Annotated in this window: 17 protein-coding genes and 3 tRNA genes; 9 read left to right on the top strand and 11 right to left on the bottom strand. The window is 70.0% G+C overall.

The annotated features are described in order from the left end of the window. Nucleotides 1–122: 122 nt before the first annotated feature. From ACGFZF_RS34930 to ACGFZF_RS34940, 3 genes are all read right to left on the bottom strand, one after another. Nucleotides 123–195, bottom strand: a tRNA-Gly gene (locus ACGFZF_RS34930). 78 nt (nt 196–273) lie between these two features. Then, nucleotides 274–345: transfer RNA gene (locus tag ACGFZF_RS34935), tRNA-Gly, on the bottom strand. Nucleotides 346–514: 169 nt separating this feature from the next. Beyond that, the gene (locus ACGFZF_RS34940) at nt 515–868 is read right to left on the bottom strand and encodes an Lsr2 family protein (RefSeq protein ID WP_393560953.1); all 354 of its coding nucleotides are present in this window, start codon (nt 866–868) and stop codon (nt 515–517) included. 322 nt (nt 869–1,190) lie between these two features. On the opposite strand from ACGFZF_RS34940, the gene purS reads away from it, so the two are divergent. The 3 genes from purS to purL are packed head-to-tail and all read left to right on the top strand — an operon-like array spanning nt 1,191 to nt 4,359. Next, entirely contained in the window at nt 1,191–1,436 is a 246-nt protein-coding gene (gene purS / locus ACGFZF_RS34945; protein WP_147978663.1) for a phosphoribosylformylglycinamidine synthase subunit PurS, read from the top strand. Continuing rightward, nucleotides 1,433–2,113, top strand: a complete 681-nt coding sequence (purQ, locus tag ACGFZF_RS34950) for a phosphoribosylformylglycinamidine synthase subunit PurQ (protein ID WP_147978662.1) — start codon at nt 1,433–1,435, stop codon at nt 2,111–2,113. Before purS ends, purQ begins: the two co-directional genes overlap by 4 nt. Then, entirely contained in the window at nt 2,110–4,359 is a 2,250-nt protein-coding gene (gene purL, locus ACGFZF_RS34955; protein WP_393560955.1) for a phosphoribosylformylglycinamidine synthase subunit PurL, read from the top strand. Before purQ ends, purL begins: the two co-directional genes overlap by 4 nt. Nucleotides 4,360–4,437: 78 nt before the next feature. On the opposite strand, the gene ACGFZF_RS34960 is transcribed toward purL, so the two are convergent. After that, the gene (locus ACGFZF_RS34960; RefSeq protein WP_356601167.1) at nt 4,438–4,842 is read right to left on the bottom strand and encodes a nuclear transport factor 2 family protein; all 405 of its coding nucleotides are present in this window, start codon (nt 4,840–4,842) and stop codon (nt 4,438–4,440) included. Nucleotides 4,843–4,918: 76 nt separating this feature from the next. On the opposite strand from ACGFZF_RS34960, the gene ACGFZF_RS34965 reads away from it, so the two are divergent. Both ACGFZF_RS34965 and ACGFZF_RS34970 read left to right on the top strand, forming a co-directional pair. Beyond that, a complete protein-coding gene (locus ACGFZF_RS34965) occupies nt 4,919–5,707 on the top strand; it encodes a sterol carrier family protein (protein WP_393560957.1) in 789 nt (262 codons plus the stop codon). Nucleotides 5,708–5,790: 83 nt separating this feature from the next. Beyond that, a complete protein-coding gene (locus tag ACGFZF_RS34970) occupies nt 5,791–6,618 on the top strand; it encodes an META domain-containing protein (protein WP_393560959.1) in 828 nt (275 codons plus the stop codon). Between the two features lie 21 nt (nt 6,619–6,639). Here ACGFZF_RS34970 and ACGFZF_RS34975 read toward each other — a convergent pair whose 3' ends face one another. Beyond that, the gene (locus tag ACGFZF_RS34975) at nt 6,640–8,049 is read right to left on the bottom strand and encodes a sulfatase (RefSeq protein WP_393560961.1); all 1,410 of its coding nucleotides are present in this window, start codon (nt 8,047–8,049) and stop codon (nt 6,640–6,642) included. A 341-nt stretch (nt 8,050–8,390) separates the two neighbouring features. Then, nucleotides 8,391–8,483 (bottom strand): putative leader peptide, encoded by a 93-nt coding sequence (locus ACGFZF_RS34980; RefSeq protein WP_361314034.1) that lies wholly within the window; start codon nt 8,481–8,483, stop codon nt 8,391–8,393. A 308-nt stretch (nt 8,484–8,791) separates the two neighbouring features. Here ACGFZF_RS34980 and purF point away from each other — a divergent pair, with 308 nt between their 5' ends. Both purF and purM read left to right on the top strand, forming a co-directional pair. Beyond that, nucleotides 8,792–10,318, top strand: a complete 1,527-nt coding sequence (gene purF / locus ACGFZF_RS34985) for an amidophosphoribosyltransferase (protein ID WP_356601162.1) — start codon at nt 8,792–8,794, stop codon at nt 10,316–10,318. Nucleotides 10,319–10,360: 42 nt separating this feature from the next. Beyond that, nucleotides 10,361–11,428, top strand: a complete 1,068-nt coding sequence (gene purM, locus ACGFZF_RS34990) for a phosphoribosylformylglycinamidine cyclo-ligase (protein WP_393560963.1) — start codon at nt 10,361–10,363, stop codon at nt 11,426–11,428. A gap of 131 nt (nt 11,429–11,559) precedes the next feature. On the opposite strand, the gene ACGFZF_RS34995 is transcribed toward purM, so the two are convergent. Together ACGFZF_RS34995 and ACGFZF_RS35000 are read right to left on the bottom strand one after the other, a co-directional pair. Continuing rightward, nucleotides 11,560–11,817: a DUF3073 domain-containing protein gene (locus tag ACGFZF_RS34995; RefSeq protein ID WP_393560965.1), complete on the bottom strand. Its 258-nt coding sequence runs from the start codon at nt 11,815–11,817 to the stop codon at nt 11,560–11,562. 300 nt (nt 11,818–12,117) lie between these two features. After that, nucleotides 12,118–13,200 (bottom strand): Leu/Phe/Val dehydrogenase, encoded by a 1,083-nt coding sequence (locus ACGFZF_RS35000; RefSeq protein WP_393560966.1) that lies wholly within the window; start codon nt 13,198–13,200, stop codon nt 12,118–12,120. Nucleotides 13,201–13,377: 177 nt separating this feature from the next. Here ACGFZF_RS35000 and ACGFZF_RS35005 point away from each other — a divergent pair, with 177 nt between their 5' ends. Further along, a complete protein-coding gene (locus ACGFZF_RS35005; RefSeq protein ID WP_393560968.1) occupies nt 13,378–14,229 on the top strand; it encodes a hypothetical protein in 852 nt (283 codons plus the stop codon). Between the two features lie 536 nt (nt 14,230–14,765). Continuing rightward, entirely contained in the window at nt 14,766–14,972 is a 207-nt protein-coding gene (bldC, locus tag ACGFZF_RS35010; protein ID WP_003949541.1) for a developmental transcriptional regulator BldC, read from the top strand. 354 nt (nt 14,973–15,326) lie between these two features. On the opposite strand, the gene ACGFZF_RS35015 is transcribed toward bldC, so the two are convergent. The 3 genes from ACGFZF_RS35015 to hrpA all read right to left on the bottom strand — a co-directional run bounded on the left by ACGFZF_RS35015 (nt 15,327) and on the right by hrpA (nt 19,908). Further along, complete coding sequence (locus tag ACGFZF_RS35015) at nt 15,327–15,524, bottom strand: DUF6274 family protein (RefSeq protein WP_356601159.1); 198 nt, start codon at nt 15,522–15,524, stop codon at nt 15,327–15,329. Between the two features lie 127 nt (nt 15,525–15,651). Beyond that, nucleotides 15,652–15,725 (bottom strand) — tRNA-Asp (locus tag ACGFZF_RS35020). Nucleotides 15,726–15,912: 187 nt separating this feature from the next. Continuing rightward, a complete protein-coding gene (gene hrpA / locus ACGFZF_RS35025) occupies nt 15,913–19,908 on the bottom strand; it encodes an ATP-dependent RNA helicase HrpA (RefSeq protein ID WP_393560970.1) in 3,996 nt (1,331 codons plus the stop codon). Nucleotides 19,909–19,973 lie beyond the last annotated feature (65 nt).

Raw genomic sequence — 19,973 nt, forward strand, 5'->3', positions numbered from 1 at the left:
CGGAGGGGGCGGCTCGGCAGTGCACGCTGTCATCACCGTGCATGACAAATGTCAGGAGGTCGGACGGCGTGGGCGGACATGACGAAGGCCCCGGTTCCTGAGAACCGGGGCCTTCATTCCTGAGCGGACGACGAGATTCGAACTCGCGACCCTCACCTTGGCAAGGTGATGCTCTACCAACTGAGCCACGTCCGCATGCCTCCGACCGGCTTCACCGGGCGGTGCGAGCACCACTGTACCTGATCCACCGGAGTGGTCGGTAATGCGATGCAGAGCGGGTGACAGGAATTGCACACTGCGCCTTCCCCCTGGAAGGGGGATGTTCTACTACTGAACTACACCCGCACGCTGCGTGAGGTTCGGCCCTGCGGCCTCGCCCCTCGGCGTGATCCAGACTCTAGCCGATCGGCGGGGGTGCAATGCAAATCCGTTCCCGGCGACCGGTCGGCGCCGCGAGCGGGGGCGGGGTCGCCACCCGCCCTCCGGGCCCGCCTGCCGGGCCGCCCGGCCCCGCTCAGCCGGCCTGGCGGAACGCCTCGTAGACCCGCTTCGGGATCCGGCCGCGGGCCGGTACCTCCATCTTGTGGGACTGGGCCCAGGCGCGGACCGCCGCCGGGTCCGGGGCGAGCGCGGTGTGCTTGTACGAGTCGACGGGAGTGCCGGCGCTGCCGGCCCGCCCGGCCGCCGCCCGGCCCGTCTGCTTCCGGCCGGCCGCGAGGTAGGGGGCCAGCGCGGTGCGCAGTTTCTTTGCATTGGCGGGATTCAGGTCGATCTCGTACGTCTTCCCGTCGAGGCCGAACGCAACCGTTTCCGCCGCTTCTCCGCCGTCGATGTCGTCGAAGAGAGTGACCACCACACGCTGAGCCACGGATATCGGTCCTTTCCTGCGGTCCGCCGTGTCGTGACGGCGGATCGAACGCCTCTGACGTGCGGCGGAACCGGCTTTACGGCTGCCCGGGGGCAATGCTGCTTTCCCCTGTATTCCTTTGTACAGCGGAAGGCCTCGCATTGTGAAGCCCAGCCAATTGCATCAGCGTGTCCCGCCGCAATGGGCCGCGCAATATTTCACTTGAATTTTTCGTGTGGGTCTTTCGTGTCTTTTGTAGGGTCCTCCAGACTTCTACCCGCGTAGAATTTGGAGGCAGGTACGCTGAGGGAACCGCCCACGCAACACACCACCGGGAGTGCCAGTGGCACGCGTCGTAGTCGACGTCATGCTCAAGCCGGAGATCCTCGACCCGCAGGGACAGGCGGTGCAGCGTGCACTGCCCCGCCTCGGGTTCGCCGGAATCGCCGACGTCCGCCAGGGGAAGCGCTTCGAACTGGAGGTGGAGGGGCCGGTCGACGAGGCCGCCCTCGCCCGCATCCACGAGATGGCCGAAACCTTCCTTGCCAACACCGTGATCGAAGACTTCGTCGTGAAGGTGGAGTCGTGACCGCACGCATCGGCGTCGTCACGTTCCCCGGAACGCTCGACGACCAGGACGCGCTGCGTGCCGCCCGCCTGGCGGGTGCCGAGCCCGTTTCCCTCTGGCACCGCGACAAGGACCTGAAGCAGGTCGACGCCGTGGTCCTGGCCGGTGGCTTCTCCTACGGGGACTACCTGCGGGCCGGAGCCATCTCCCGCTTCTCGCCGGTGATGGAGACGATCATCGAGCAGGCGAAGGCGGGCATGCCCGTCCTCGGCATCTGCAACGGCTTCCAGATCCTCACCGAGGCCCACCTGCTGCCGGGCGCGATGCTGCGCAACAACCACCTCCACTTCATCTGCCGCGACCAGAAGCTGCGCGTGGAGAACGCGGAGACGGCCTGGACCGTGGACTACGAGCAGGGCCAGGAGATCGCGGTCCCGCTCAAGAACATGGACGGCCGCTACGTCGCCGACGAGCACACGCTCGACGAGCTGGAGGCCGAGGGGCGGGTGGCCTTCCGCTACCTGGACTTCAACCCGAACGGCTCCCTCCGCGACATCGCGGGCATCACGAACGCCGCGGGCAATGTGGTCGGCCTCATGCCGCACCCCGAGCACGCCGTCGAGCCGCTGATCGGTACGGGCCGTACCGACGGCCTCGGATTCTTCACCTCGATCCTGAAGAAGCTGGTCAACGCATGACTCTCGACACCGTCAAGCACGCGGGCGAGACGCCCGACAGCGAGCAGCCGTGGAAGGAGCTCGGCCTCAAGGAGGACGAGTACGCCCGCATCCGGGAGATCCTCGGCCGCCGTCCCACCGGCGCCGAGCTCGCCATGTACTCCGTCATGTGGTCCGAGCACTGCTCCTACAAGAGCAGCAAGGTCCACCTGAAGCAGTTCGGCGAGAAGACCCCCGAGAACGACGCCATGCTCGTCGGCATCGGTGAGAACGCGGGCGTCGTCGACGTCGGCCAGGGGTACGCGGTCACCTTCAAGGTCGAGTCGCACAACCACCCCTCGTACATCGAGCCCTACCAGGGCGCGGCCACCGGCGTCGGCGGCATCGTCCGCGACATCCTCGCCATGGGCGCCCGCCCGGTCGCGGTCGTCGACCCGCTGCGCTTCGGCGCGGCCGACCACCCCGACACCAAGCGCGTGCTGCCGGGTGTCGTCGCCGGCATCGGCGGCTACGGCAACTGCCTGGGTCTGCCCAACATCGGCGGCGAGGTCGTCTTCGACTCCTGCTACCAGGGCAACCCGCTCGTCAACGCCGGCTGCATCGGCGTCATGAAGCACGAGGACATCCACCTCGCCAAGGCCTCCGGCCCCGGCAACAAGGTGATCCTCTACGGTGCCCGCACCGGTGGCGACGGCATCGGCGGTGTCTCCGTCCTCGCGTCGGAGACCTTCGACGACACCAAGCCCACCAAGCGCCCTGCGGTGCAGGTCGGCGACCCGTTCCAGGAGAAGCTCCTCATCGAGTGCACCCTGGAGATCTTCCAGGAGAAGCTGGTCGCGGGCATCCAGGACCTCGGCGGCGCCGGGCTCTCCTGCGCCACCTCCGAGCTGGCCTCGGCCGGCTCCGGCGGCATGCGCGTCGAGCTCGACCGCGTCCACCTGCGCGACGCCACGCTCTCGCCCGAGGAGATCCTCATGAGCGAGTCGCAGGAGCGCATGTGCGCGATCGTCGAGCCGCAGTACGTCGACCGCTTCCTGGAGATCTGCGAGAAGTGGGACGTCATCGCCACCGTCATCGGTGAGGTGACCGAGGGCGAGCGCCTGGAGATCTTCTGGCACGGCGAGCAGATCGTCGACGTGCCGCCGCGTTCGGTCGCCCACGAGGGCCCGACCTACCACCGGCCGTTCGCCCGCCCGCAGTGGCAGGACGCGCTCCAGGCCGACGACGCGGGCAAGCTGCCCCGGCCGCAGAACGGCGAGGAGCTGAAGGACCAGGTCCTGAAGCTGGTCTCCTCCCCGAACCAGGCGTCGAAGTCCTGGATCACCGACCAGTACGACCGCTTCGTCCAGGGCAACACCGTCCTGGCGCAGCCCGAGGACGCGGGCATGGTCCGGATCGACGAGGAGACCAACCTCGGCGTGGCCATGGCGACCGACGGCAACGGCCGGTACGCCAAGCTCGACCCGTACACGGGCGCGCAGCTCGCGCTGGCGGAGGCGTACCGCAACGTCGCCGCCTCCGGTGCCAAGCCGCTGGCCATCTCGGACTGCCTGAACTTCGGTTCGCCCGAGGACCCGGACGTGATGTGGCAGTTCGCCGAGGCCACCCGCGGTCTCGCGGACGGCTGCCTGCAGCTGGGCACCCCGGTCACCGGCGGCAACGTCTCGCTGTACAACCAGACCGGCGAGGTCGCCATCCACCCGACGCCGGTCGTGGCCGTGCTCGGTGTGATCGACGACGTCAACCGCCGCACGCCGATCGCCTTCGCGGAAGAGGGCCAGCTCCTCTACCTGCTGGGCGACACGCGTGAGGAGTTCGGCGGCTCGGCCTGGTCCGAGGTGATCCACCAGCACCTCGGCGGTCTGCCGCCGGCCGTGGACCTCGACCGGGAGAAGCTGCTCGGCGAGATCCTGATCTCCGCCTCCCGCGACGGCATGATCGACGCGGCGCACGACCTGTCCGACGGCGGTCTGGTCCAGGCGGTCGTCGAGTCCTGCCTCCGCGGCGGCACCGGCGCGCGCCTGGTCGTCCCGGACGGTCTGGACGCCTTCACCTTCCTCTTCAGCGAGTCGGCCGGCCGTGCGGTCGTGTCCGTCCCGCGCAGCGAGGAGCTCCGCTTCACCGACATGTGCGGCGCCCGGGGTCTGCCGGCCGCGCGCATCGGTGTGGTGGACGGCGACGAGGTCGACGTGCAGGGCGAGTTCAGCATCTCCCTGGAGGAGCTGCGCACCGTCCACGAGGCGACGATCCCGGGTCTGCTGGCCTGACCCGACGCGCTGCGCGAAGCCCCCGTCCGGACCCGTGGGTCCGGACGGGGGCTCTCGTGTGCCCCTGCCCGGACGGGTCTACGCCGGCTGCCCCCAGAAGGCGTCGGACTGCTCGATGTCCTCGACGCACTCGTCGATGTCGGTGATCTTCCCGCCCATGATGGTGAAGATGAGCGCGCCCTTCATCTCGATGCCGCGGTCACCGCGCTCGGCGAAGAACTTGTTCGCCGCCACGGCGTGGCCGCGGCCGTCGACGGAGACGCTGTCCAGTTCGACCCGCATCTTCCCGCCGGTGAGTTCGAACATCTTGGCGTACATGGCGAGGATGTTGTCCCGGCCTTTGAAGTGGCCGGACAGCTGGCTCTCGCCCGGCACGTGGTGGGTGCAGTCCGCCGTCATCAGGGAGCCGACGGTCTCCATGTCTCCTCGGGTCCACGCCTCGAAACCACGGCGTACCAGGGCCACGTCAGGGTGCTCGGCCATGACCGATCGACCCCTCTCCTACGGGTAGGTGTGCTGCGAGCCCCTCCCTCTCCAGTCTCCGACTACCCTCGCCCCCATGCCACCGGCCAAGAAGCGCTCCCGCAGCTACGACTCCGCCAAGACCCGGGCCGCCGTGCTCGCCCAGTTCCGGAACGTGAGCGACGCGGTGTCCACGCTCACTCCGGAGCAGCTCGACGGTCCGACGCGGCTGGGCGAGTGGACCGTACGGGAGCTGGTCGCGCACCTGGCCCTGGTGGTCGGCGCCGTCCCCCGCTTCCTCGACGAGCCCGAGCCGGCAGCGCAGGAACTGGGTCTGCTCGACTGGCCGTCGGCGACGGCGTCGGCCGCGGAGCGGATCGACGAGGACGTCCGGGCCGTCGACGCCGGCGATCTGCCGGGGCTGTACGAGCGGACGAGGGCACGGTACGAGGAGCGGATCGCCGGCACGTCCGACGAGCGGCTCGTGCCGACCCGGTTCGGCGCGATGCGGCTGGCGGACTTCCTGGTCACCCGGACCGTCGAACTGGTCGTCCACACCGACGACCTGAACGCGGCGACCGGCCTCGGGATCCCGGTCGACCGGCAGGCCCTGGCCGCCTGCACCCGGGTGCTCGCCGACGCGCTCGCGGTGAAGGCTCCCGGTGGCGCGGTGGAGTTCCGGGTCCCGCCGTTCGCCGTGGTGCAGTGCGTGGAGGGGCCCCGGCATACCCGCGGCACCCCGCCCAACGTCGTCGAGACGGACCCGCTCACCTGGATCCGGCTCGCCACCGGCCGTACCCGTTGGGCGGAGGCGCTGGACGCGGCCGAGGTCGCGGCGAGCGGTGAACGCGCCGACCTCGCCGGACTGCTGCCGCTGATGGGCTGATCCGGAGGCGCCGGCCCCGGCCCTGCCGGAGTCCCCGGCGGAGGTGGGCGGAACCGTCCGTACCGCTCGCCCGTCCCATCCCCATGCTGAAGACACGTACCACCGCAGCCACCGCAGTCCTGGCCTCGCTCGTCGTGCTCTCGGCGTGCGGCACCGAGCGGTCCGGTTCCGACCCGGGCGCCGGATCCGTCGCCCCGGACGTCCCGGTCGCCGGAGCCCACTGGGCCTTCGACACCGTGACGGTCGCCGGCAAGGAGACCCGGGCGCCCGACGGCGCCCACGTCGAGATCGGGAAGGACGGCCGGGCCTCGGGCAACAGCGGGTGCAACGGTTTCGGCGCCGAGGTGTCGGTCGAGGGCGACACGGTCACCGTGAAGCAGCAGCAGGGCACCGAGATGGCCTGTCCCGGTGAGCGGGGGGCCTTCGAGACGGTGCTCCGGAAGGCGTTCACCGGTGCGCTGAAGGCCCGGGTCGACGGCGACCGGCTCACCCTGACCTCGTCCGACGGCGAGAACGTCGTCGCGCTGACGTCCGAGCCGCCGGCCCCGCTGAACGGCACCGAATGGACCGTCGAGTCCCTGCTCGCCGGCCAGACCGCCTCGTCGGTCCCCAAGGGCTCCGAGGGCAAGGCCCACTTCGTGATCGACAAGGACGGCAAGGTCCGGGGCAGCCTGGGCTGCAACCGCTTCTCCACGACGGCGAAGATCTCGGGCAGGACGGTCACGTTCGGGGAGATCACCACCACCCGCATGCGGTGCACGGGTCCCGAGATGAACCTGGAGACGAAGCTGTACGACGTCTTCGGCGACTCGGCGACGTACGAGCTCAGCCATCGCGGGCTGACCCTCACCGCCCCGGACGGCTCGGGCTTCGCGGCGGTCGCGAAGCCCGCGCCGAAGACGGCCTCCTGACGGACGCCGGCCGGGCCGGGCTCAGCCCCCGTAGGGCAGGAGCCCGGCGTCCGTCCGCTCCCAGGACGCCCGCAGCGCGGCGAGCCGCTCCTGCTCGTAGGGGGCGCGGTCGGCCTGTTCGCGGGCGTCCTCGGTGAGGTGGAAGAGCTGGTCGCGGCCGGTCTTGCCGCGGTAGTACTTCCACTCGCCGCGGCGCAGCGCGCGCTCGCCCCGCACCCGCCAGAAGAGGTCGCGTTCGGCCGGCTCCTCGCCGCGCAGCAGGAAGCCGGCGAGGCTGGTGCCGTCGAGCGGGTAGGCGGGATCGGGGCGGGCGCCGCCCAGGTCGAGGAGGGTCGCCGTCCAGTCGGGTGTGTACACCGGCAGGTCGCTGACCTGGCCTCCGTCGATCCGGGCGGGCCAGCGCAGGATGGACGGCACCCGGATGCCGCCCTCCTGGAGCGATCCCTTGTTGCCGGCCAGCGGCCAGTTGTACGAGAAGCGCTCGCCGCCGTTGTCGCTGGCGAAGAAGACGAGGGTGTCGTGCTCCCGGCCGGAGCGCTTCAGCGCCCCCAGCACCTCGCCGACCGACCGGTCGAGGTCCTCGACCATCTCCTTGTACTTCTCGATCGAGCCGCCGTCCTGGTGCCAGAGGGCCGAGCGGTCGCCCGCCTCGATGCGCCGGACGATCTCGGCGCTCGCCTCCTCGTCACCGTCGGCGATCCAGGGCCAGTGGGGGGTCGTGAAGTTGAGGTTGAGCAGCCAGGGCCGGTCGTGCTCGCGGGACACGTACTCGCTCGCCCGCTCGGTCAGGACGCGGGTGTAGTAGCGCAGGTCCTTGTACGGCGCGTCGCCCTCGTAGAGGTCGTACTCGCCGGCGAGACCGAGCTTGGAGTAGTACTCGAGCGCGCCGCCGAAGTTCCCGAAGAACTCGTCCCAGCCGGACCGGGTGGGGGAGTAGTCGGGGAGGTAGCCGCAGTGCCACTTGCCGATGAGGGCGGTGGCGTAGCCGGCGTCCCGGAGCCGTGAGGCGAGCGTGGGGTGGGTGGGCTCCAGGCCGACCGACGTGTCGGCGATGGGCTCGGCGAGCCCGCCCTTGGTGCGGCCGGGGAAGCGGCCGGTGTAGAGGCTGAACCGGGTCGGGGAGCAGGTGGCGGAGCCGGAGTAGGCGTCGGTGAACCGGACGCCCTGGCGGGCGAGCCGGTCGAGGTTCGGGGTCCGGATGTGGGGCGATCCGTACGAGGAGAGGTCGGCCCAGCCGAGGTCGTCGCCGAGGATGAAGAGGATGTTGGGCCGCCGCGAGTGCCGGCGTCCGGTCGCGGCCCGGAAGGGGCGCTCCCCTTCCTCCCGCGCGGCCGCGACGGGTGCGCCCGCGCCGAGCGCGGTCACGGCGGCCGCTCCGACGGCGGCCCCGCCGAGGGCGCGTCGGGACAGGGGGATCTTGGGCGTGGGCACGGGGCTCTCCTCGGGCTGGGCGGACTGAAGGGGAGGGACCGCGCGGAGACGGCGCGCGGGCGGGGCGTCGCGGCATCGGCAGGGGTGCGCCGGTGCCGATGCCGCCGGAAGGCGGCGGACCCGGTCCGGACCTGGGGACCGGTCGGACAGGGCGTCCGAAACGGCGGGGGCGGCCGCGTCAGGGCGGACGGGGAAGCGGGCGGGGCCGCGGACACGGGGAGGGAGCACGGCCGTGTCCCGGCCGGCCCGCGTTCAGGTGTGCGCGGACCGCCGGACGGAGTCGTGCGGTGGGTCGGGGGGACCGGGCGGGACGAGGCCCGAGGGTGCTTCCCCGCCGTGTCTCAGGCGCAGCGACAGATCGCGCTGGCGACACGGACCAGGTCCACGTGTCGGCGCGCGACGAGAGTGACCGAGCGGTCACGTACGGGCTGCATGGCGCAGGAGCCTCGCGCAGAGCGCGTGCACCTGTCAACGACCGTCCCGCTCCCCGGGACGCCCGCGGCGCCGGCGCATTGCGAACTGCGTCACATCCAGCGGGTCCCGTACTTTTCGTTACTCGCGAGTAGAGCGTCCGCGAGGCCCGTGCGCCAAGGGCTCCGAGCCCTTCTGCCCCTTGGTTCCCGACCCCTTCGAGGCCCTTTCGGCGCAGGCCGGTGGATCAGTTCGTGCGATCACACCAGAAAGGCACCCCGCCGATATCCCCAATTCGGACCAGTGGTCGACCTCGCCTACACTCGGAGGCGTGCCACGTGGTGACGGTCGACTCAATCACGATCTGCTTCCCGGCGAGAAGGGCCCTCAGGACGCTTGCGGCGTCTTCGGGGTCTGGGCTCCGGGTGAAGAGGTCGCAAAGCTCACGTACTTCGGGCTCTACGCCCTCCAGCATCGGGGTCAGGAATCCGCGGGAATCGCGGTAAGCAATGGCTCCCAGATCCTCGTCTTCAAGGACATGGGCCTCGTGTCCCAGGTCTTCGACGAGACCTCTCTCGGTTCCCTCCAGGGTCATATCGCGGTCGGTCACGCCCGCTATTCGACCACCGGGGCCTCCGTGTGGGAGAACGCGCAGCCGACGTTCCGGGCGACAGCCCACGGCTCCATCGCGCTCGGCCACAACGGCAACCTGGTGAACACGGCGCAGCTGGCCGAGATGGTCGCCGACCTTCCCAAGAAGGAAGGCCGCACCACTCGCGTCGCCGCCACCAACGACACCGATCTCGTCACCGCGCTCCTCGCGGGTCAGGTCGACGAGGACGGCAAGCCGCTCACCATCGAGCAGGCCGCCGCGAAGGTCCTCCCCGACGTCCGGGGCGCCTTCTCCCTCGTCTTCATGGACGAGCACACGCTCTACGCCGCCCGCGACCCGCAGGGCATCCGCCCGCTGGTCCTCGGCCGGCTCGAGCGTGGCTGGGTCGTCGCCTCCGAGTCCGCCGCCCTCGACATCTGCGGCGCCAGCTTCGTCCGCGAGGTCGAGCCGGGCGAGATGATCGCGATCGACGAGAACGGCATCAGGACCTCTCGATTCGCGGAAGCGAAGCCCAAGGGCTGTGTCTTCGAGTACGTCTACCTGGCCCGCCCGGACACCGACATCGCCGGCCGGAACGTCTACCTCTCCCGCGTGGAGATGGGCCGGCGCCTGGCCAAGGAAGCCCCGGTCGAGGCCGACCTGGTGATAGCGACGCCCGAGTCCGGCACCCCCGCCGCGATCGGCTACGCCGAGGCCAGCGGCATTCCCTTCGGCGCCGGACTGGTGAAGAACGCCTATGTGGGCCGCACCTTCATCCAGCCCTCCCAGACCATCCGCCAGCTCGGCATCCGGCTGAAGCTGAACCCGCTCCGGGACGTCATCAAGGGCAAGCGCCTGGTGGTCGTGGACGACTCGATCGTCCGCGGCAACACCCAGCGCGCCCTGGTCAAGATGCTCCGCGAGGCCGGCGCGGCCGAGATCCACATCCGGATCTCCTCGCCGCCGGTGAAGTGGCCGTGCTTCTTCGGCATCGACTTCGCCACCCGCGCGGAGCTGATCGCCAACGGCATGTCGATCGACGAGATCGGCAAGTCGCTCGGCGCGGACTCGCTCTCGTACATCTCCCTCGACGGGATGATCGAGGCGACCACGATCCAGAAGCCCAACCTCTGCCGTGCCTGCTTCGACGGCGAGTACCCGATGGAGCTCCCGGACCCCGAGCTGCTCGGCAAGCAGCTGCTGGAGACCGAGCTGGCCGCCGGCCCCGCCGCCACCGCGGCCGCCGACGCGCTCCGTCGCCCGTAAGACCCCCGCAGTACCGCAGTAACGACACGAAAGCTCTCACCTATGTCTGAGACCACCGGTGCCTCCTACGCGTCCGCGGGCGTCGACATCGAAGCGGGTGACCGCGCCGTCGAGCTCATGAAGGAATGGGTGAAGAAGACGCAGCGCCCCGAGGTCCTCGGCGGCCTCGGCGGGTTCGCCGGCCTCTTCGACGCCTCCGCCCTGAAGCGCTACGAGCGTCCCCTGCTCGCCTCCGCCACCGACGGCGTCGGCACGAAGGTCGACATCGCGCGCCAGATGGGCGTGTACGACACGATCGGCCACGACCTGGTCGCGATGGTCATGGACGACATCGTCGTGTGCGGCGCCGAGCCGCTCTTCATGACCGACTACATCTGCGTCGGCAAGGTCCACCCCGAGCGGGTCGCCGCCATCGTCAAGGGCATCGCGGAAGGCTGCGTCCTGGCCGGCTGCGCGCTGGTCGGCGGCGAGACCGCCGAGCACCCCGGCCTGCTCGGCCCCGACGACTTCGACGTCGCCGGCGCCGGCACGGGCGTGGTCGAGTACGACCGGCTGCTCGGCGCGGATCGCATCCGTACGGGTGACGCCGTCATCGCCATGGCGTCCTCCGGCCTTCACTCCAACGGGTACTCGCTCGTCCGTCACGTGGTCTTCGACCGCGCCGGCATGGCCCTCGACCAGCAGGTCGATGAGCTCGGCCGGACCCTGGGCGAGGAGCTGCTGGAACCGACGAAGATCTACTCGCTGGACTGCCTGGCGCTCACCCGGACCACCGAGGTGCACGCCTTCAGCCACATCACGGGCGGCGGTCTGGCCGCCAACCTGGCGCGGGTGATCCCGGACGGCCTGCACGCCACGGTGGACCGTTCGACCTGGGCGCCGGGCGCGATCTTCGACCTCGTCGGCAAGGCCGGCCAGGTGGAGCGGCTGGAGCTGGAGAAGACGCTGAACATGGGCGTCGGCATGATGGCCGTCGTCCCCGCCGGATCCGTGGACGCGGCCCTGACCACGCTGGCCGACCGCGGCGTCGACTCCTGGGTCGCCGGCGAGATCACCGAGCGCGGCGACCACGCCACGGGCGCGGAGCTGGTGGGCGACTACGCCCGGTAGGACACCGCTGCGGGCGTTCCGGAGTCTCTCCGGGGCGCCCGCAGACGCATTCCCGGAGACGGGCAGCACAGAAACCCGGTCCGGGTAGCCCCCGGACCGGGTTTCCGTGTGAAGCAGCGCTCTTTAAGAGGTCAAGCGTGACGGTGGGACGACGCGCCGGGACCGGACTCGTCGTCCTCGTCCTCGTCGTCCGTGTTGTAGAGATCCGCGTACTGCGCGTACGGGTCGTCTTCCTCGTCGTCGTCCTCGAACGGCTCGCCATTCGGCGGCTGGTTCGAAGTCGAAGCGCCCAGCTCATTGGCCAGACGCGACAGGTCAGTCCCGCCGCTGCTGTACTTCAGCTGGCGGGCGACCTTCGTCTGCTTGGCCTTTGCCCGGCCGCGCCCCATGGCTCGACCCCCTCGGTGACGGGGCTCGACGGCCCCAGAGTCTTGACACGCGTTCATGATTCGGAACGGGCTCTCGACAGAGAGACCGGTCCGTAGGGGTTCAACGGTACCTGTTTCCGTGGCCATACGGTACGCCGTCCGCATCACATGCCTCGGTACAGAACCATCGAGGCGCCCCGTCCTCGCTGGTCAATCGCGATTTTAACCTCTTCTGGCGGGCCGACCCGCCGACCGGGGTGAGTCTTGTCTCGGTCTGGGTGAACATCCAAACGGCTGCTCGCCGGGCCGGCCCTGTCAAGATCAGCCGCGACGTGCCTCGGCCATGCGCTGCTCGGCGATCCGGTCGGCGGCGGCGGCCGGCGGGATACCGTCCGCCTTCGCACGTGCGAATATGGCCAGCGTGGTGTCGAAGATCTTCGTGGCCTTCTTCTTGCACCGGTCGAAGTCGAAGCCGTGCAGCTCGTCGGCGACCTGGATCACGCCGCCGGCGTTGACCACGTAGTCCGGCGCGTAGAGGATCCCGCGGTCCGAGAGGTCCTTCTCGATCCCGGGGTGGGCGAGCTGGTTGTTGGCCGCTCCGCAGACGATCTTCGCGGTGAGCACGGGCACGGTGTCGTCGTTCAGGGCGCCGCCGAGCGCGCACGGCGCGTAGACGTCCAGCCCCTCCACGCGGATCAGCGCGTCGGTGTCGGCGACCACGGAGACCTGCGGGAACCTGTCGGTGATCCGGCGCACCGACTCCTCGCGCACGTCGGTCACGACGACCTCGGCACCGTCCTCCAGGAGGTGCTCGACCAGGTAGTGCCCGACCTTGCCGACACCCGCGACGCCGACCTTGCGGCCGCGCAGGGTCGGGTCGCCCCACAGGGTCTGCGCGGAGGCGCGCATGCCCTGGAAGACGCCGAAGGCGGTGAGCACCGAGGAGTCGCCGGCGCCGCCGTTCTCGGGGGAGCGGCCGGTGGTCCACTGGTTGGTGCGGGCCACGACGTCCATGTCGGCGACGTAGGTGCCGACGTCGCAGGCCGTCACGTAGCGGCCGCCCAGGGAGGCGACACAGCGGCCGTAGGCGAGGAGGAGCTCCTCGGTCTTGATCGTGTCCGGGTCGCCGATGATCACGGCCTTGCCGCCGCCGTGGTCGAGACCGGCCATGGCGTTCTTGTACGACATCCCGCGCGAGAGGTTCAGCGCGTCGGCGACGGCCTCCGCCTCGGACGCGTACGGGTAGAACCGGGTGCCGCCGAGGGCAGGGCCCAGGGCGGTGGAGTGGAGGGCGATGACGGCCTTGAGGCCGGAGGCGCGGTCCTGGCACAGCACGACTTGCTCGTGGCCTCCCTGCTCCGAGTGGAACAGGGTGTGCAGGACGCCGTCGGTCACATCGGTCACGGTGGTGACTCCCAAGTACGAAGCGGCGGTTGTACGCCCCTCCCTGCGGGTGGGGAAGGGGCCCTGCGGCCCGTTTCGGGGCCGCTTCGGCAAGAGAGTAAGTCCTACGCGGGCGTAGATCCGGCGCAGTGCTCAGGATCACCTCTCCCGGAGTACCCCCATGGAAGGATTCGTGACATGTCGCCGGCGTCGACCCTCCTCGTCCCGTACACCTCCTATCTGCGCGTGTACGAGCCGCTGGCGGCCTTTCCCGAGCCCGAGCGGGGCCACTGGACGCAGTACGCGCGCCGGGCGGACACCCCGACCGCGCAGGACGAGCTGCGGCGCTCCCTCGCGGATCTGCTGCCGACCCCGCCGGTCCCGGTGCCGGTCCACGAGAGCGGGGACGCGTTCGTCGCGTCGCTCGACGGGGTGGTCGTGATCTGCCCCTGGCGCACCCGCCTGCGCGGCTGGCTGGCCCTGGCCGAGCTGGACGGGTCCCTGCCCCCCTCGGTGCTCGACGCGATGCTCCCGCCGGTGGTGCGGGAGCAGGTGTGCGCCGACCACGAGCGCTGGCGGGTGCGCAACCCCGACGCGCAGCCCTGGATCAGGACGGCCCTGTGGCAGGTTCCGGTGCGTTGGTTCACCCTCTTCGCGGACGAGGAGCGGGAGTACGTCCCGGGGACCGGCGGACCGGGCGGCCGTGCTCCGGTGATGCGCTACCGGACGCCGATGGTGCAGGCGCGTCGCCGGCTGGCGCGGGCGCTGCGGACGCTGCGCGAGTCGCTCGACGAGGGGCCTCTGACCGAGGGTCTGGTCGAGGTGGGGCGCTGGCTGGAGGAGTTCCATCCGCGCGCGCTGGTGGAGCTGGACTACGGCGGCCTGGTGCACGCCGTGCCGGCGGAGCGTCTCGCGGCGGACCGGTCGGTGGCGGACGTGGCCGAGGGGATCGCGGCGCTGCGGGACGGCGACGGCGAGGGGGCGAGCGAGGCGTACGGCCGGCTCGCGGAGCGCTGGCGGGCGATCCGGAACCTGCAATTCGCGAATTGATCATCGACAAGACGCGTCCGTCTGATGTAAATGATCTTTAGGCGTCGCGGAGGCACTCTGTGTCCTCGCGGGGACGTGGGTGCGGGGGTGGCAGGACGTAGGTCCCGATCCGGGCCTTTGGCTCAAGCGTGACGGATCGCACTTACGGCGCCCTTGCGTCCATCGCCCACCCTCGTGCCAAAATAGGACAAGGAGTCCGGGGAGGGTTCCTTCCGTCCAAGTATGGGCGGAACGCTCAGCATTGCACTCTATGGGGGGTCTGACGACTCCTGATCGCTCTGTGACTGATCGTCACAGTGGCGTGACTGTCCGTTATGGCATGGTCCATCGACTTCCGCCGCTGATGAACACCTGCGAGGGCAATTCCATCGGTTTGGCCGACGTGGCTGGACGGATGGTGTAGTTGTAGTGCCGAGGACAAGCCGTTCGTCCTATAACCGACTCGGCCCGCTTCTGCCATTTCGGGCAACGCGGGTCAAGGTGCAGAATTTAGAGGAAAGAACCGAGAAGGTTCGGTTCTCCCGAGGAGGCCGCTCATGACCGCTCGCACCCCTGATGCCGAGCCGCTACTGACCCCCGCCGAGGTCGCCACGATGTTCCGCGTGGACCCGAAGACGGTGACTCGCTGGGCGAAGGCCGGCAAGCTCACGTCCATCCGCACGCTGGGTGGACACCGCCGGTACCGCGAGGCTGAGGTCCGCGCCCTGCTGGCGGGTATCCCGCAGCAGCGCAGCGAGGCCTGACGTAGTCGAAGTACCCGCAACACCCCGTTTTGCCGGGCATTTCCAGGTCCCCCAACCTGGACCGCCCAACCCCTTGTTCTACCGGCCTACGCCTGCCCCAACAGGCCCCTGGTCATCGATCGCGCTGGACTCCGCCGGGTCCAGCGCGATCTTTTTTGTGCCCGCTCGTGCCGTCCTGCGTGTCCGCCGGTCCCGTGGGAATGGTGGTGCAATTGCACATATTAAATCGGGTGGGTGTAGGGAGGGTGTAAGTGAAGCGGTTTCTGAATCTCTTTCAGTGACACCCGTCACATGAGTGAAGTCTTGCCAAGGAACAGCTTGCCACTTCCGGGAGGGCGCCCAACCCGCCGTTGGTCATGGGGTGGTGGGACTTTCGTCCTCGGCCGTGTCGGCGTCGTCGGGGTCGGGAAGCTCCATCGCGAGCCGCAGGAGGCGATGGCAGACCGAGCACTGCTGTGTGATGTGGCCGTAGCGGGACGCGGCCGCCAGATGGGCGCGCAGCAGCGCGTGCGTCTCGTGCCTGGACTGCCGTGCTTCGGACGCCGCGGCCATGCGCGACCACCTCCGGTGTGGGCCCCCGATTCCCTGAGTTCTGGGGTACCCGTCCGCGCACGACGCCGTCAATACACGGGAACACAACGAAAGGCCCGCACCGAGCGGTGCGGGCCTTTCGTGACGGCGATCCTGACGGGACTTGAACCCGCGACCTCCACCTTGACAGGGTGGCGAGCTAACCAACTGCTCCACAGGACCTTGGTGCTGCTGCTTCGCTGGGAAGCGGCTGCGAGGAAGACTGTACAGCAGGTCAGACGCCGGGTCGAACTCACCGTCGGCGAGGTCCTCGACCCGGCTGTCCGGGGGCCCTCCGGCGGGTTCCCGGCCGCGCCCTCCGAGCCGGAGGCCGCGGCCGGACCCGGGCCGGAAGACGCGCCGGACAGCCCTAGGGCGCCGCCGCGTCGATGGCCTTGACGATCCGCTTGTCCGAGACCGGGTACGCCGTGCCCAGCGCGTGGGCGAAGTAGCTCACCCGGAGCTCCTCGATCATCCAGCGGATGTCGGTGACCTCCTTCGGCACCGGGCGGCCCTGCGGGAGCTGTTCGAGGAGCCAGGCGTACTCGTCCTGCATCTCGTGGACCTTCTCCATGCGCGTGGTGTCCCGCTGGACCCCGGTCGGCATCTGCTGCAGCCGCCGGTCCACCGCCACCAGATAGCGCATCAGGTCGGCCAGCCGCCGCAGGCCCGTCAGGGTGACGAAGCCGGCCGGCATGAGCCGGGCCAGCTGCTCGCGCACGTCGTTGAGGTTCGCGATGAGCGCCAGGCTGTTCGTGCCCTTCAGGCGCCGCTCGCAGGCCTGCCAGGCGGCCAGGATCTGCTGGACCTGCCCCACCGTCCGGACCGTCGTGTCGACGAGGTCCGCGCGGACCTTGTCGTACAGCTTGCGGAAGGACTCCTCGTCCCAGACCGGCCCGCCGTGGTCCGCGATCAGCTTGTCGGCCGCGGCGGTCGCGCAGTCGTCGAAGAGCGCCTGGATCGAACCGTGCGGGTTGCGGGAGAGCGCCAGCTTCTGCTGGTTGGTGAGCTTGTCCGAGGCGAACTTCGCCGGGTTCACCGGGATGTTCAGCAGGATCAGCTTCCGGGTGCCCCGCCACATCGCCGCCGCCTGCTCGGCCTCCGTGTCGAAGAGGCGTACGGAGACGGTGTCGCCGGCGTCCACCAGCGCCGGGTAGGCCTTGACCGGCTGGCCGGCCCGCCGGGTCTCGAAGACCTTGGTGAGCGTGCCGATCGTCCAGTCGGTGAGCCCGGTGCGCTCCAGGGACTGCCCGGAGCCGCCGGGACCCGCCGTGGCGGCCGCGGCGGCCTGGGAGAGGGCCTGCCGGGCCTTGGGGCGCAGCTGGAGCTTGAGCGCCTCCAGGTCCTTGCCCTCGGCGAGCCTGCGGCGCCGCTCGTCGACGATCCGGAAGGTGATCTTGAGGTGGTCGGGGACCCGCGCGAGGTCGAAGTCCTCCGCCGTCACCGGGACGCCCACCATCCGCTGGAGCTCACGCGCCAGCGTGAGGGGCAGCGGCTCCTGGCGCGGCACGGTGGAGTCCAGGAAACGGGACGCGTAGTTCGGCGCCGGGACGTAGTGCCGGCGGATCGGCTTCGGCAGGGAGCGGATCAGCTCGGTGACCACGTCCTCCCGCAGACCGGGGATCTGCCAGTCGAAGCCCTCGTCGGTGACCTGGTTGAGCACATGGACCGGGACGTGGACGGTCACGCCGTCCGCGTCCGTGCCCGGCTCGAACTGGTACGTCACCCGGAACTTCAGCGGCCCCTGCCGCCAGGAGTCCGGATAGTCGTCCTTGGTGACCGCGCCGGCCTTCTCGTTGATGAGCATCTCGCGCTCGAAGTCGAGGAACTCCGGTTCCTCACGGCGCTTGTGCTTCCACCAGGAGTCGAAGTGGGCTCCCGACACGACGTGTTCGGGGACCCGCTTGTCGTAGAAGTCGAAGAGCGTCTCGTCGTCGACCAGGATGTCCCGGCGCCGGGCACGGTGCTCCAGCTCCTCGACCTCGGTGAGGAGCTTGCGGTTGTCCGCGAAGAACTTGTGGTGCGTGCGCCAGTCGCCCTCGACCAGGGCGTTGCGGATGAACAGGTCGCGGGAGACCTCGGGATCGATCCGGCCGTAGTTGACCTTGCGGTCGGTCACGATCGGCACGCCGTACAGCGTGACCTTCTCGATCGCCATGACGGCCGCCTGGTCCTTCTCCCAGTGCGGCTCGCTGTACGTCTTCTTGACCAGGTGCTGGGCCAGCGGCTCGATCCACTCCGGCTCGATCCTGGCGTTGACCCGGGCCCACAGGCGCGAGGTCTCCACCAGTTCGGCCGACATGATGAACCGCGGCGGCTTGCGGAACAGCGCCGATCCCGGGAAGACCGCGAACTTGGCGTTGCGGGCGCCGAGGTACTCGCTCTTCGCCGGGTACCTGCCGCCTTCGCCGGAGGGCTTGCCGCTGTCGCTCCCGGACGTCTTCACGTCCTTCATGCCGATGTGCGAGAGCAGGCCGGCGAGCAGCGAGACGTGCACGGACTGCTCCGGGGCGGAGAAGTCCGCCGAGGCGTCCTCCAGGTGCAGGCCCATCTGCTTGGCGACCGTCCGCAGCTGCGCGTAGATGTCCTGCCACTCGCGGATCCGCAGGAAGTTGAGGTACTCCTGCTTGCACATCCGGCGGAACGACGAGGAGCCGCGCTCCTTCTGCTGCTCGCGGATGTAGCGCCAGAGGTTGAGGAGGGCGAGGAAGTCGCTCGTCTCGTCCTTGAAGCGGGCGTGCTGCTGGTCGGCCTGCGCCTGCTTGTCGGAGGGCCGCTCGCGCGGGTCCTGGATGGACAGGGCGGCGGCGATCACCATGACCTCGCGGACGCAGCCGTTGCGGTCGGCCTCCAGGACCATCCGGGCGAGGCGCGGGTCGACGGGCAGCTGGGACAGCTTGCGGCCCTGCTGGGTCAGCCGCTTCCGCGGGTCCTTCTCGGTCGGGTCGAGCGCGCCGAGCTCCTGCAGGAGCTGTACGCCGTCCCGGATGTTGCGGTGGTCCGGCGGATCGATGAAGGGGAACTTCTCGATCTCGCCGAGCCCGGCCGCGGTCATCTGGAGGATGACGGAGGCGAGGTTCGTCCGCAGGATCTCGGCGTCCGTGAACTCCGGACGGGTGAGGAAGTCGTCCTCGGAGTAGAGCCGGATGCAGATGCCGTCCGACGTCCGGCCGCAGCGGCCCTTGCGCTGGTTGGCGCTCGCCTGGGAGATCGGCTCGATCGGCAGCCGCTGCACCTTGGTGCGGTGGGAGTACCGGGAGATGCGGGCCATGCCGGGATCGATCACGTACTTGATGCCCGGCACGGTCAGCGAGGTCTCGGCCACGTTGGTGGCGAGGACGATCCGGCGGCCGGTGTGGGCCTGGAAGACCCGGTGCTGCTCGGCGTGGCTCAGCCGGGCGTAGAGGGGGAGCACCTCGGTGTTGCGGAGCTGCTTCTTCAGCAGGGCGTCCGCGGTGTCGCGGATCTCGCGCTCGCCGGAGAGGAAGACCAGGACGTCGCCGGGGCCCTCGGACTGGAGCTCGTCCACGGCGTCGCAGATCGCGGTGATCTGGTCGCGGTCCGCCTCGTCGCCCTCCTCCTCCAGGAGGGGGCGGTAGCGCACCTCGACCGGGTAGGTACGGCCGGAGACCTCCACGATCGGCGCCTCGCCGAAGTGGCGGGAGAAGCGCTCGGGGTCGATCGTCGCGGAGGTGATGACGACCTTGAGGTCGGGGCGCTTGGGCAGCAGTTGGGCGAGGTAGCCGAGCAGGAAGTCGATGTTGAGGGACCGCTCGTGGGCCTCGTCGATGATGATCGTGTCGTAGGCGCGCAGCTCGCGGTCCGTCTGGATCTCGGCGAGCAGGATGCCGTCCGTCATCAGCTTCACGAAGGTCGCGTCGGGGTTCACCTGGTCGGTGAAGCGGACCTTCCAGCCGACCGCCTCGCCCAGTGGCGTCCTCAGTTCCTCCGCGACGCGCTCGGCGACGGTGCGGGCGGCGATCCGGCGCGGCTGGGTGTGGCCGATCATGCCCCGCACGCCGCGGCCCAGTTCCAGACAGATCTTGGGGATCTGCGTCGTCTTGCCGGAGCCCGTCTCACCGGCGACGATCACGACCTGGTGGTCGCGTATCGCCTCCAGGATCGTGTCCTTCTTCTGGGAGACGGGCAGCTGCTCGGGGTACGTGACCGCGGGCACGCGGGCGGCACGCCCGTCGGCGCGCTCCTTGGCCAGGCCGGCCTCGGTGGCGATCTCGTCCAGAACGGCCGCGCGGGCCTCGGGCTTGCGGATGCGGCGGGCGCCCTCGAGGCGGCGGCCGAGCCGGTGCGCGTCCCGCAGCGAGACCTCGGCCAGGACGGACTGGAGGGCGGCGAAGGAAGTAGACATACGGAATCCAGGATCGCACCCCGTGCCGAGAACCGGCGAACCGATTTACCCGGGGCGCGCTGCGG

Source organism: Streptomyces sp. NPDC048338, assembly GCF_043201055.1.
Classification (GTDB): Bacteria; Actinomycetota; Actinomycetes; order Streptomycetales; family Streptomycetaceae; genus Streptomyces.